General features: G+C 45.9%; 8 protein-coding genes, 2 tRNA genes and 3 rRNA genes. All 13 read left to right on the forward strand.

What is annotated here, in order from left to right; all coding sequences use genetic code 11:
- Positions 1 to 180 precede the first annotated feature (180 nt).
- The 13 genes from pssA (at position 181) to ACXACS_RS08900 (ending at position 13,721) form a co-directional block, all read left to right on the forward strand.
- Entirely contained in the window at positions 181 to 981 is an 801-nt protein-coding gene (pssA, locus tag ACXACS_RS08840) for a CDP-diacylglycerol--serine O-phosphatidyltransferase (protein ID WP_474805861.1), read from the forward strand.
- 484 nt (positions 982 to 1,465) lie between these two features.
- Positions 1,466 to 2,998 (forward strand): 16S ribosomal RNA (locus ACXACS_RS08845).
- Positions 2,999 to 3,076: 78 nt separating this feature from the next.
- A tRNA-Ala gene (locus ACXACS_RS08850) sits at positions 3,077 to 3,152 on the forward strand.
- Between the two features lie 46 nt (positions 3,153 to 3,198).
- Positions 3,199 to 3,275: transfer RNA gene (locus ACXACS_RS08855), tRNA-Ile, on the forward strand.
- A gap of 433 nt (positions 3,276 to 3,708) precedes the next feature.
- Positions 3,709 to 6,584, forward strand: a 23S ribosomal RNA gene (locus ACXACS_RS08860).
- Between the two features lie 120 nt (positions 6,585 to 6,704).
- Positions 6,705 to 6,820: ribosomal RNA gene (gene rrf / locus ACXACS_RS08865) — 5S ribosomal RNA — on the forward strand.
- The 16S, 23S and 5S rRNA genes sit together here with 2 tRNA genes alongside, the layout of an rRNA operon.
- Positions 6,821 to 7,212: 392 nt before the next feature.
- Entirely contained in the window at positions 7,213 to 7,605 is a 393-nt protein-coding gene (locus tag ACXACS_RS08870; RefSeq protein ID WP_474805862.1) for an HvfA family oxazolone/thioamide-modified RiPP metallophore, read from the forward strand.
- Between the two features lie 151 nt (positions 7,606 to 7,756).
- A complete protein-coding gene (locus ACXACS_RS08875; RefSeq protein ID WP_474805864.1) occupies positions 7,757 to 8,608 on the forward strand; it encodes an HvfB family MNIO-type RiPP peptide maturase in 852 nt (283 codons plus the stop codon).
- A complete protein-coding gene (locus ACXACS_RS08880; RefSeq protein ID WP_474805866.1) occupies positions 8,605 to 9,369 on the forward strand; it encodes an HvfC family RiPP maturation protein in 765 nt (254 codons plus the stop codon). Before ACXACS_RS08875 ends, ACXACS_RS08880 begins: the two co-directional genes overlap by 4 nt.
- Positions 9,370 to 9,522: 153 nt before the next feature.
- Positions 9,523 to 9,645 carry a hypothetical protein gene (locus ACXACS_RS08885; RefSeq protein ID WP_256253717.1) on the forward strand — a complete coding sequence of 41 codons (123 nt, stop codon included), beginning with the start codon at positions 9,523 to 9,525 and terminating at the stop codon, positions 9,643 to 9,645.
- Positions 9,646 to 9,667: 22 nt separating this feature from the next.
- Complete coding sequence (apt, locus tag ACXACS_RS08890) at positions 9,668 to 10,204, forward strand: adenine phosphoribosyltransferase (RefSeq protein WP_202942946.1); 537 nt, start codon at positions 9,668 to 9,670, stop codon at positions 10,202 to 10,204.
- 41 nt (positions 10,205 to 10,245) lie between these two features.
- Positions 10,246 to 13,356: a DNA polymerase III subunit gamma/tau gene (gene dnaX, locus ACXACS_RS08895; RefSeq protein ID WP_474805867.1), complete on the forward strand. Its 3,111-nt coding sequence runs from the start codon at positions 10,246 to 10,248 to the stop codon at positions 13,354 to 13,356.
- Positions 13,357 to 13,394: 38 nt separating this feature from the next.
- The gene (locus ACXACS_RS08900; RefSeq protein WP_014950049.1) at positions 13,395 to 13,721 is read left to right on the forward strand and encodes a YbaB/EbfC family nucleoid-associated protein; all 327 of its coding nucleotides are present in this window, start codon (positions 13,395 to 13,397) and stop codon (positions 13,719 to 13,721) included.
- The last annotated feature ends 60 nt before the right edge of the window (positions 13,722 to 13,781 follow it).

The following is a 13,781-nucleotide window of genomic DNA, read 5'->3' on the forward strand; positions in this document are numbered from 1 at the left end:
TTAGCCTTTGTGCGTTGTCCTTATTTGATAAAGTGGACTCATCTAAATGTATTGCAAAGCTTTTTGAATATGCCATCGCCGAAATTTATGTATGGAAGCTGGCTGTATCTTTACTTTGCTATGCCTTCTTGCATATCTATGAAATAATTAACTCAATTACATGTAGAAGTACGAGGACATATGTCTGAACAAAAACGTAAAGGGATATACTTACTTCCCAATTTATTAACAACAGCAGGTTTGTTTTCTGGTTTCTTTGCTGTTGTGTCGTCAATGAACGGTCGTTTTGAAGCAGCCGCTGTCGCAATTTTTGTGGCAATGATATTTGATGGGCTGGATGGACGAGTAGCTAGAATGACAAATACGCAAAGTGATTTCGGCGCAGAGTATGACTCTATGGCCGATATGGTCTCTTTTGGTATGGCACCTGCACTTGTTGCTTATAATTGGGGCTTAACCGAATTAGGTAAGTTGGGCTGGTTAGCGGCATTTGTCTATGTAGCTGGTGCAGCATTGCGTCTAGCTCGCTTCAATACTCAGGTTGGAATCGCTGATAAGCGCTTCTTCCAAGGTCTTGCTAGTCCAGCAGCAGCGGCAGTTGTATCCGGTCTTGTATGGGTGGGTGTCGAGTATAATGCAGTAGGGACTGACTACGGGTTGATTGTGGCCGCAGTAACTGGTTTAGCTGGCTTACTTATGGTGAGTAACTTTAAGTATAATTCTTTCAAAGAAGTTAACTGGCATGGCAAGGTTCCATTTGTTGGCCTTCTATTAGTGCTTTTAATATTCGTTGTTGTTGCAACAGAGCCAGCGCTTGTACTGTTTTTAGTATTTGCTTTGTATGCACTGGCAGGGCCTATCAATACTTTCCGCACGGTAGAGAAAGTGACTTTGGATGACGTGGTAGGCGATCACGAAGAAGACGCGGACTTCAATGCTGATAAAAAGAATCAAAGCGAAAGTGAAGACGTTACTAAATAGTAAGTAGGCAATTCTTTACGCTATGAAAAGAGGGAAAATTTCTTTTAGTGTTATTAAACAGAGCGTTTTCCGATAAATCTGCCTGCAAAATGAACGAATAGAGTGAAAAGCGACCGAATGGTCGCTTTTTTTGTATTTATTTAAAATAAGTGTTGACGTGAGCGCTCATTTCCCTAAAATGCGCATCCGCTTCGGGGGAAAAGCAAAACAGCAAGCCTCCTGAAGTAAGTCTCTACTATCTTTATAGGCCAGTAAAGACGGGAGTTTAGAAGAAACGCTTCAGAAAATAAATTTTCAAAAAGTGTTGACAACGAAAGCTTCCAGCGTATAATGCGCACCTCACTCGAACAGGGTGAGTCACCAAGAAGCAGCGGCTTCTAGTGAATAGCAGCGAAGCTGCTACGTTCTTTAACAATTTAGACAAGACAATCTGTGTGGGCACTCGTTAAGAGTGTCACAACGACGATTCATATTTCGATATATTTAATTGAAGAGTTTGATCATGGCTCAGATTGAACGCTGGCGGCAGGCCTAACACATGCAAGTCGAACGGTAACAGGAAGTGCTTGCACTTCGCTGACGAGTGGCGGACGGGTGAGTAATGCTTGGGAACTTGCCTTTGCGAGGGGGATAACAGTTGGAAACGACTGCTAATACCGCATAATGTCTACGGACCAAACGGGGCTTCGGCTCCGGCGCAAAGAGAGGCCCAAGTGAGATTAGCTAGTTGGTAAGGTAAAGGCTTACCAAGGCGACGATCTCTAGCTGTTCTGAGAGGAAGATCAGCCACACTGGGACTGAGACACGGCCCAGACTCCTACGGGAGGCAGCAGTGGGGAATATTGCACAATGGGGGAAACCCTGATGCAGCCATGCCGCGTGTGTGAAGAAGGCCTTCGGGTTGTAAAGCACTTTCAGTTGTGAGGAAAAGTTAGTAGTTAATACCTGCTAGCCGTGACGTTAACAACAGAAGAAGCACCGGCTAACTCCGTGCCAGCAGCCGCGGTAATACGGAGGGTGCGAGCGTTAATCGGAATTACTGGGCGTAAAGCGCACGCAGGCGGTTTGTTAAGCTAGATGTGAAAGCCCCGGGCTCAACCTGGGATGGTCATTTAGAACTGGCAGACTAGAGTCTTGGAGAGGGGAGTGGAATTCCAGGTGTAGCGGTGAAATGCGTAGATATCTGGAGGAACATCAGTGGCGAAGGCGACTCCCTGGCCAAAGACTGACGCTCATGTGCGAAAGTGTGGGTAGCGAACAGGATTAGATACCCTGGTAGTCCACACCGTAAACGCTGTCTACTAGCTGTTTGTGACTTTAAGTCGTGAGTAGCGAAGCTAACGCGCTAAGTAGACCGCCTGGGGAGTACGGCCGCAAGGTTAAAACTCAAATGAATTGACGGGGGCCCGCACAAGCGGTGGAGCATGTGGTTTAATTCGATGCAACGCGAAGAACCTTACCTACACTTGACATGCTGAGAAGTTACTAGAGATAGTTTCGTGCCTTCGGGAACTCAGACACAGGTGCTGCATGGCTGTCGTCAGCTCGTGTCGTGAGATGTTGGGTTAAGTCCCGCAACGAGCGCAACCCTTGTCCTTAGTTGCCAGCATTAAGTTGGGCACTCTAAGGAGACTGCCGGTGACAAACCGGAGGAAGGTGGGGACGACGTCAAGTCATCATGGCCCTTACGTGTAGGGCTACACACGTGCTACAATGGCATTTACAGAGGGAAGCGAGACAGTGATGTGGAGCGGACCCCTTAAAGAATGTCGTAGTCCGGATTGGAGTCTGCAACTCGACTCCATGAAGTCGGAATCGCTAGTAATCGCAGGTCAGAATACTGCGGTGAATACGTTCCCGGGCCTTGTACACACCGCCCGTCACACCATGGGAGTGGGATGCAAAAGAAGTAGTTAGTCTAACCTTCGGGAGGACGATTACCACTTTGTGTTTCATGACTGGGGTGAAGTCGTAACAAGGTAACCCTAGGGGAACCTGGGGTTGGATCACCTCCTTACCATTACGTCGATAGACGCACTTGATGCAGTGCCTACACAGATAGTCTTGTTTAAAATGAAGAACGACACAAGTTTATGGGGCTATAGCTCAGCTGGGAGAGCGCCTGATTTGCATTCAGGAGGTCAGCAGTTCGATCCTGCTTAGCTCCACCATCTACTTGAATCTGAGCTTGAACAACGTTTAAGTGCAGTATACTGAAGGCTTGTAGCTCAGCTGGTTAGAGCGCACCCCTGATAAGGGTGAGGTCGGCAGTTCAAGTCTGCCCAAGCCTACCATTCACCTGCACTTGCTTCGCAAGTGGTCGTGAAAAAGCCGCTTAACCGGAAGGGGACCTTCCTGACGGTTTTTCTACTCGCTAAAGTTGGCAGTAGTCAAAGGCTAAGGTGGAAACTAATTTTTGTGTCACGTTGGACCCGAAATCCTAATGAATATTTACTGTTTCAGTAAGCATTGATTAGGGTTTTTTACTCTAAAGATGAAAGTACTGCTTTTGCAGGAAACATCGAATGTTCTTTAACAATTTGGAAAGCTGATATTAATAGTAATCAATCAAAATTGAGTAACTGAGAAATCGAAAGATGAACTTTTTACTCTACTTGACTGAATTGCTTGTTATCAATTTATTGATAGCAAGGCAATTCTTCCGATTAGCTTGTCATTCATGCGACATAACTTAGACAGAAGTCAAAAGGCTGTTTGGGGTTGTATGGTTAAGTGACGAAGCGTATACGGTGGATGCCTTGGCAGTTAGAGGCGATGAAGGACGTGTAAGTCTGCGAAAAGCTGTGGTGAGCCGACAAAATGCATTTGAGCCACAGATGTCCGAATGGGGAAACCCACCTGTTTACAGGTATCGTTACATGAATACATAGTGTAACGAGGCGAACGAGGGGAACTGAAACATCTAAGTACCCTTAGGAAAAGAAATCAATTGAGATTCCCCTAGTAGCGGCGAGCGAACGGGGAACAGCCCTTAAACTGTATTGAATGTAGTGGAATCCTTTGGGAAGAGGAGCGATACAAGGTGATAGCCCTGTACACGACGCAATCTTTACAGTGAAATCGAGTAGGTCGGGACACGTGTTATCTTGACTGAATATGGGGGGACCATCCTCCAAGGCTAAATACTCCTAACTGACCGATAGTGAACCAGTACCGTGAGGGAAAGGCGAAAAGAACCCCTGTGAGGGGAGTGAAATAGAACCTGAAACCGTATACGTACAAGCAGTGGGAGCCCTTCGGGGTGACTGCGTACCTTTTGTATAATGGGTCAGCGACTTATATTTAGTAGCAAGGTTAAGCGAATAGCGGAGCCGTAGCGAAAGCGAGTGTTAACTGCGCGTTTAGTTGCTAGGTATAGACCCGAAACCCGGTGATCTAGCCATGAGCAGGTTGAAGGTTGAGTAACATCAACTGGAGGACCGAACCCACTAACGTTGAAAAGTTAGGGGATGACTTGTGGCTGGGGGTGAAAGGCCAATCAAACCGGGAGATAGCTGGTTCTCCCCGAAATCTATTTAGGTAGAGCCTCGGACGAATTCCATTGGGGGTAGAGCACTGTTAAGGCTAGGGGGTCATCCCGACTTACCAACCCTTTGCAAACTCCGAATACCAATGAGAACTATCCGGGAGACACACGGCGGGTGCTAACGTCCGTCGTGGAGAGGGAAACAACCCAGACCGCCAGCTAAGGTCCCAAAATATTGCTAAGTGGGAAACGATGTGGGAAGGCATAGACAGCTAGGAGGTTGGCTTAGAAGCAGCCACCCTTTAAAGAAAGCGTAATAGCTCACTAGTCGAGTCGGCCTGCGCGGAAGATGTAACGGGGCTAAGCAATATACCGAAGCTGCGGCAGCATGTTAACATGCTGGGTAGGGGAGCGTTGTGTAAGTGGATGAAGGTGAGTTGTAAAGCTTGCTGGACATATCACAAGTGCGAATGCTGACATGAGTAACGATAATGGGAGTGAAAAACTCCCACGCCGGAAGACCAAGGTTTCCTGTCCCATGCTAATCAGGGCAGGGTAAGTCGGCCCCTAAGGCGAGGCAGAAATGCGTAGTCGATGGGAAACGGATTAATATTTCCGTACTTATATAATCAGTGATGGAGGGACGGAGAAGGCTAGGCAAGCTTGGCGTTGGTTGTCCAAGTGAAAGTGCGTAGGCTGGAATTTTAGGTAAATCCGGAATTCTAAGGCCGAGACACGAGACGAGCTCCCAAGGGAGTGAAGTTGTTGATGCCCTGCTTCCAGGAAAAGCTTCTAAACTTATGATTATATGAACCGTACCCCAAACCGACACAGGTGGTCAGGTAGAGAATACTAAGGCGCTTGAGAGAACTCGGGTGAAGGAACTCGGCAAAATTGTACCGTAACTTCGGGAGAAGGTACGCCTCTGTTTGTGAACACTTTACGTGGTAAGCAAATGGAGGCCGCAGTGACCAGGTGGCTGGGACTGTTTATTAAAAACACAGCACTCTGCAAACTCGTAAGAGGACGTATAGGGTGTGACACCTGCCCGGTGCCGGAAGGTTAATTGATGGGGTTAGTTTTCGGACGAAGCTCTTGATCGAAGCCCCGGTAAACGGCGGCCGTAACTATAACGGTCCTAAGGTAGCGAAATTCCTTGTCGGGTAAGTTCCGACCTGCACGAATGGTGTAACCATGGCCACGCTGTCTCCACCCGAGACTCAGTGAAATTGAAATCGCAGTGAAGATGCTGTGTACCCGCACCTAGACGGAAAGACCCCGTGAACCTTTACTACAGCTTGGCACTGAACATTGAACCTACATGTGTAGGATAGGTGGGAGGCTTTGAAGCACAGTCGCTAGATTGTGTGGAGCCGTCCTTGAAATACCACCCTTGTATGTTTGATGTTCTAACATTGGCCCCTAATCGGGGTTGTGGACAGTGTCTGGTGGGTAGTTTGACTGGGGCGGTCTCCTCCCAAATAGTAACGGAGGAGCACGAAGGTTAGCTAATCACGGTCGGACATCGTGAGGTTAGTGCAATGGCATAAGCTAGCTTAACTGCGAGACAGACACGTCGAGCAGGTACGAAAGTAGGTCATAGTGATCCGGTGGTTCTGTATGGAAGGGCCATCGCTCAACGGATAAAAGGTACTCCGGGGATAACAGGCTGATACCGCCCAAGAGTTCATATCGACGGCGGTGTTTGGCACCTCGATGTCGGCTCATCACATCCTGGGGCTGAAGTCGGTCCCAAGGGTATGGCTGTTCGCCATTTAAAGTGGTACGCGAGCTGGGTTTAGAACGTCGTGAGACAGTTCGGTCCCTATCTGGTGTGGGCGTTGGATGATTGATGGGAGCTGCTCCTAGTACGAGAGGACCGGAGTGGACGAACCGCTGGTGTTCGGGTTGTGATGCCAATCGCATTGCCCGGTAGCTATGTTCGGAACGGATAACCGCTGAAAGCATCTAAGCGGGAAGCCGGCCCAAAGATGAGTCATCCCTGACCTTTAAGGTCTGGAAGGGTTGTTATAGACGATGACGTTGATAGGCAGGGTGTGGAAGCGTTGTAAGGCGTTAAGCTAACCTGTACTAATTGCCCGAGAGGCTTAACCATACAACGCCCAAAAAGCTTTAGGCTTTTGAAGTGTTGTAGACAAGCTAAAGTAAGTAGAGTGAAAAGTAGTTACTCACTGATTGAATTGATATCCAGTTTTCTAGATTGTTACCAGTTTTTCCTGGCAGCCATAGCGATACGGTACCACCTGAATCCATTCCGAACTCAGAAGTGAAACGTATTAGCGCCGATGGTAGTGTGGGGCTTCCCCATGTGAGAGTAGGACACTGCCAGGTCCCATTAAGAAGAACCCGCCTAACGGCGGGTTTTTTGCTTTCTGCACCAAAGAAAAATAATGGGGTCAGAGTCACGACTCTGACCCCATTCCTCCTTCAGCCGAACCTCAAAAATGGGGTCGAAGTACTTTATTACTATCAAGGTGAGTACGCAGTTATACCGTTATCCCCAGTACCGAAAATTCAGAAAAAGTACTCTGACCCCTTTGCTTGTTACTTATTCAAGCTTTAATGTGCATTTCGAATTTTATAAAAATCAATAATATCAATTGGATATAAAATAACTGTAAAAAAATTAATTATAATGAAATATCCTTTAAGCAAACAGGGTCTTTTAAAGTACACGTGCTTACTGTACGTCAAACACGACTAATATTATTGAGGGTAGATCAATGAAACAAATCAAAAAATCATCAGTAGCGACAGCTTTGGGTGCAGTTGTAATTGGCTCTTTGGCGTCAACAGTTGCAGTAGCAGACGTAAACCCATTTGGTATGCAAGCACTAGAGTCTGGCTACAGCCAATTTGCTGCAGAGGGCAAATGTGGTGAAGGCAAGTGCGGCGAAGGTAAATGTGGCGGAGACAAAGCAGAGAAAGAAGGCAAGTGCGGCGAAGGTAAATGTGGCGGCGACAAAGCAGAAAAAGAAGGCAAGTGCGGCGAAGGCAAATGTGGCGGCGACAAGAAAGCTGAAAAAGAAGGCAAGTGCGGCGAAGGTAAATGTGGCGGCGACAAGAAAGCAGCTAAAGAAGGTAAGTGCGGCGAAGGCAAATGCGGTAGCATGTAATTGTTATTCAATTAACATTGTGTAGCGTGAGATAGAATGATGTAAGGCTATACGAGTTAAGCTTAGCAACAAATGGCTGTCGAATGATGGCCATTTTTGTCTAAAAATATATTTTGCTGTTGTGCAATTCCATGCGGTAAAAGGGGAAGATATGAAAAACATTTGTGGCGCAGGTCTTGGGTTTCGTCGTGAAATGCTAAATGACCTTTTACCTACATTGCCATCTGAGGTCGATTTTTGGGAAGTAGCCCCTGAAAATTGGATCCCACTTGGTGGAAAGTACCAAGAACAATTTCAGCGAGCGTCTTCACAAGCTCACTTTACAACGCATGGTTTATCTTTGTCTATCGGGAGTAGCGACAAACTAGATGTCGAGTTTGTAAAAACCATTAAGCGATTCTTGGATGCAAACAACATTGCATTGTACAGCGAGCACTTAAGCTTTTGTTCTGGCAACGGTCATATGTATGATCTGATGCCAATTCCTTTTACTGAAGACGCAATTAAGCATGTAGTATCTCGAATTGTTCAAGTTCAAGATACTATTGACCGACCGCTAGTCCTAGAAAATGTTTCTTATTACATAGCTCCCGGCCAAGAGATGAATGAGCTTGAATTTACCACGCGCATATTAAAAGAGTCGGGTTGCCAAATGCTTCTGGACGTAAACAATGTTTACGTGAACAGTATCAACCATAAATACGATGCGAAAGCGTTTATCAACGGCTTGCCCTCAGACAAAATTGTGTATGGGCATATTGCTGGTCATTATGATGAAGCGGAGGATTTGAAAGTTGATACTCACGGCGCTGATGTCATTGAGCCCGTTTGGGAATTGTTGGAGCACGCTTACCTCACTCACGGCGTATTTCCGACTTTGCTAGAGCGTGATTTTAATATTCCCCCGTTAAGCGAATTACTTTCTGAAGTGAAGAAAATTAAGCAAATTCAAGCAAAATGCGAAGCTGTTCAAGCATCAAACGTTAAAGGAAGTGTCGCGTGACTCAGTCATTTCAAACCACTCAAAAAACGTTCGTTGATGCGATCAAAGACCCACAGACATTTTGTGATACCGACGCTGATCACACTCGTCGGATGAAAATATATCAAACCCTTTTTTTTAATAACATCGACAATTTTGTGAGTACGGGTTTTCCCGTTTTAAAATCTATTGTGGTAAAACAGTACGGTGAAAAAGGATGGGAGAGTATTGTCCGTCAATTTTTTATTGAGCACGAATGCCGCTCTCCTTATTTTGCTGAAATAAGTAAAGAGTTCGTTGAGTACCTTTCAACGCAGCCAACCTTCGATATTACTCTGCCCGACTTTGCTGCGGAGCTTGCTCACTATGAGTGGCTCGAGCTTGACGTCAGTATTAGAAAAAATGAAGAGAATGTTGAATTCTATCAACAAGGAAACAGTGTTACCGCTATTAGGGTGTCACCGTATGCCTCGTTGGCAGCATATCAGTTCGAAGTCCATCTAATTGGTGAGGATTATATCCCAGAGCAACCCGCCCAAGAACAGCAGTTTTATATAGTTTATAGAGACCGAGAGTTTGACGTTCAATTTACTCATGTTAATCCGGTAACGGCTATTCTAGTCAACACACTGGAACAACATGAACTGGGAATGGAAATAGAACAATTATCAGAGTCGTTGTGCCAGCAACTTCCTCAAGTTCCGTCAAACGTGCTTGTAAATGGTATGAACCAGACCCTCACCGATATGTTACAAAAGGGAATACTGCTTCCAGTATCCTAAGCAACTCTTACTATTTATCTGCTTTATATTAAACTTTCGATAGGATCTGGTCTGAAAGTGAGCGATCGATCATATTAGCGCTGTCAATCAGGCTTGCTTTCGATTAACATTTAGCACCATTTTTTTGTTCACAAAATTGTTTAGGTAGTGCAAATGGCTGACAATTCAGATTTCAAAGAAGTCTATAACAAGTGGTACTTTCTAGCATCGCTAGTAACTCTAATCGCGTTCCCGTTGATGCATATCATCGCCGGCTGGTTCACCTTCTGGTTATAACGCAGACATTCAAGGCATAATTGTGACTGCAGAATATATTAAATCAGTAGTGAAAACCGTACCTGACTATCCAAAGCCAGGTATTTTATTTAGAGATGTGACTAGCGTTTTAGAAGATCACAAAGCTTTTAGTAGCTGTATCTCGTTACTTGTAGAAAAGTATCAGGGTATGGGATTTACCAAGATCGCAGGTACTGAAGCGCGCGGGTTCCTTTTTGGTGCGCCATTGGCCATCGAAATGGGCATAGGCTTCGTTCCAGTAAGAAAACCCAACAAACTTCCTCGTGAAGTAGTTAGCGAGAGCTACGAGCTTGAATACGGCATGGATACATTGGAAATCCATAAAGATGCCATTGAGCCAGGTGATAAAGTCCTTCTTATTGACGATTTACTTGCAACAGGTGGAACGATAGCCGCTTCTGCAAAACTAATTCGTTCATTGGGCGGTGAAATAAATCACGCAGGTTTTGTGATTAACTTACCGGACCTAGGTGGCGAAAAGAAATTGAGTGCGCTTGATATAGAAAGCTACTCTATTTGTGAGTTTGAAGGCGAATAATCGCTATAAAGCATAACTAGCAAAAGGCGAAATACGTAATAATGAGTTATCAGGTACTAGCAAGGAAGTGGCGACCGGGCAAGTTCAGTGAACTTGTGGGTCAGGAACATGTTGTCTCTGCCATTTCAAATGCTTTGGATAACGATCGTCTACACCACGCTTATCTGTTTACAGGTACGCGAGGCGTAGGTAAAACCACCATTGCACGTATTTTTTCGAAAAGCCTTAACTGCGAAGAAGGACAAGGGGCCAACCCTTGCGGTCAATGTAACACCTGTAAAGAAATAGAGCAGGGCAACTACGTTGATTTGTTAGAGATTGACGCTGCATCAAGAACCAAAGTTGAGGATACTCGCGAACTTCTTGATAACGTGCAATACAAACCAACTCGCGGGCGTTACAAAGTGTACCTTATCGATGAGGTACACATGCTTTCAAAACACAGTTTTAATGCGCTGTTGAAAACACTGGAAGAGCCACCTCCACACGTTAAGTTCTTACTGGCGACCACCGATCCTCAAAAGCTTCCGATAACCATCTTATCGCGTTGCTTGCAGTTTAATCTGAAAGCCATGTCTCGGGAGCAGATTGTTGGGCAGCTGCAGCATATTTTAGAGCATGAACAGCTACCTTTCGAGCCACAAGCGCTAGCGCTTCTGGCAAGAGCCGCCCAAGGCAGTATGCGTGATGCGCTGAGTTTAACTGACCAAGCGATTGCACAGGGTGGAAATCAAGTGCTGGCATCGGTGGTAACCGATATGCTGGGGCTGATGGACAAGAACCAGTTGCTTAAAGTGGTTCATGCTGTGGTAAGTAAAAGTCCTGCTGATGTATTGCAGTTAGTTAATGACATTGCGGAGCAAGCACCAGACTATGACAACGTCCACAGCGAATTGGCCAGCCTGCTGCATCAAATAGCGTTAACGCAATGGGTGCCTGAAGCATGTAAGCTAGAAACCACGTCGGCTAAAGCGATATTTCAATTAGCGAAAACTATTCCAGCAGAGCAAGTGCAGTTGCTTTACCAGATTGCGCTGCAAGGAAGAAAAGACTTACCGTTTGCGGCAGACGGAAAAAGTGCGTTTGAAATGACATTGATGCGTATGATGTCGTTTGCTCCAAACATCCCCATCGACGACACCACAAGTGAGATTGAAAACGGGAGGAGTGAGCATAGTTTACCTGTAGATCATGCTTCTTCCAGTGGTGGCCCGGGAAACGTCGGTAAGCAGGAGGAAGCGCCATTAAGCGAAACTTCTGCAACCAATGTGCAGGAGGCGACGTCTTCACATCTATCGGTTGAATCTACCTCTACCCAATCGTCAGAAAGTGCGCCATCTACCCCTGATTCACTTGCTACATCAATAATTGATGAAGAGCAGCAAGAACAGCCTCAAAAGACGTCGGCATTTGAATCACAGCAAGAACAGCAGTCTGCAGCCGTTGATGAAAGCGAGTTGAGTGAAAGTAATGCTCAGTCGGCGCTATCTCATGTGGAATCAGGTGCAACGTCGACTCAAACAACAGGGCTGGACCGTGACGCTGCACATGGTGATGAATCTGTAAAGTTAGCACCAACTTCGTCTATTGAAGATGTAGCTGCAGAAAATACCGCCGTACAAACAGGAAACGTTTCTACCCAGCGTGAACCATCGCCAAAGGACACCAGTGCGCCCCAAAACGAGGCCGAGCAGCTTTTTGATGAGCCTCCGCTAGATGCTTACATGGACGATATGCCGCCTCCGTCAGAAGTCGATGTATCCTTAGGTTTTGAAGAATTTCATAACGCTGAGGGCTCTCACAACGCTGAAGGTTTTCATGACGCTGAGGGCTCTTATGACGCTGAAGGCTCTCATAAAAACAGCGAGTCGTTGTCGCGCGAAAGTGAAGCGTCCTCATTAACCGCAGAGGAACAGCTTACCTCTACGGCAGATATGTTGGCACTTCGTCAAAAGCTAAAGCAAAGAAAAGCACAAGACGCAGAAGCAAAAAGTACCAGCGCAGCAAATGCTAAGACCGAAAGTGCAAGTGATATTCAAGCGCGCTTTACCAGAAGTAAAGCCGAGGCCTTAAGTACTGCACAAACTGCAAATGGAATTAATAAGGGTGGCGATAATAGTGTAGGGCAGGCTAGCGCTGATAACGAAAGCAAGAGTGGTAATTTAAGTCCCGTTGGGCATGACGATAGCCTTGAGTTGCAAGATCATACCCCAGAGCTTAAAGGTCATAACCCTGAGCCTGTAAATAGTAGCCCTGAACTTGAAGATAACAGCCTGGAGCCTATAGAAAGCAGCTCAGGATATAAAGACAATAGCATTGCACGTGATGACAATCCTCAACTGGATAGTACAAATTCAGGCTCGTCTATAGGCATTTCTCACTCGCACTCTACTGACACTATGCAAACTAGCGAGTCAGAAAGTAATCATTCTAGCTCAAACAACACGAGCGATTTCTCGCTAGATGAATTTGAAGAGGATATGCCTTTTTCAAATGATGAAGCTGTCGCTCAACCAAGTACAGCGCCCTCTACAGAAGATATGCCACCTTGGGCTACTGATTACGATAATCAACCACCCCAACACGTTGAAGGTGCTGACTATGCTGAAGCGCCCTCTGATAGCAGTTCGAATTACGGCAGTTCCCCAGAGCAGATGGAAAGTGCGGGAGATCGGTCTTTTGCGCGGGATGCTCTAAATTTTGATACGCCGCTGAGCAGTACCTATGAAGGGCAGTTAAAAGCGTACTTAAATGACGGAAGCAAATTAACTCACGCTAGCCAAATTGACGAATGGAGCAATCTAGTTGAGCAAATGCCAGTTGCTGGTCTACTCAAACAATTGGTGCTGCACGCATCATTTTCTCGAGCGGGCAATCAAGTGTCCCTTGAAATTGACCATAGTCAGACGCATTTATTAAATGATAGTGCGAAAAAGCAATTGGTTGATGCAATCCATCATGGGTTGGGTGAAAACGTTGAAGTAAATATCACGTTAGGTGAACCAGCATCTACACCTTTTGCGTTACAACAAGAGATTCATGCCATGCGCCATGCGCATGCACACTCGGTGATTAAAACCGACGATACAATTCAAGCATTGCTATCGACTTTCGATGCGTCAGTGCTAACCGATTCGGTTAAAGCGCGATAGCAGAATTATTAACACCAAAACGAAGTGAGACAAAAATTATGTTTAAAGGTGGAATGGGCAATATCATGAAGCAGGCGCAGCAAATGCAAGAGCGCATGCAAAAAGCACAAGACGACCTAGCCAAAATTGAAGTAACAGGTGAAGCGGGTGCAGGCATGGTTAAAGTCACCATGACGTGCAACCACAACGTGCGTCGTGTAGACATTGATGAGTCATTGATGGACGACGACAAAGATATGGTTGAAGATTTGGTTGCTGCAGCATTTAACGACGCGGTACGTCGAGTTCAAGAAACTAGCAAAGAGAAGATGGGTGATGTAACTGGCGGAATGCCATTACCTCCTGGCTTCAAAATGCCGTTTTAAAAAACTAAGCCCTTAGCGCCCGCCTCTATACACCAGTTTAAGTTTACAAAACTAACGGGG

The organism is Alteromonas sp. AWM4_230, from assembly GCF_056158305.1.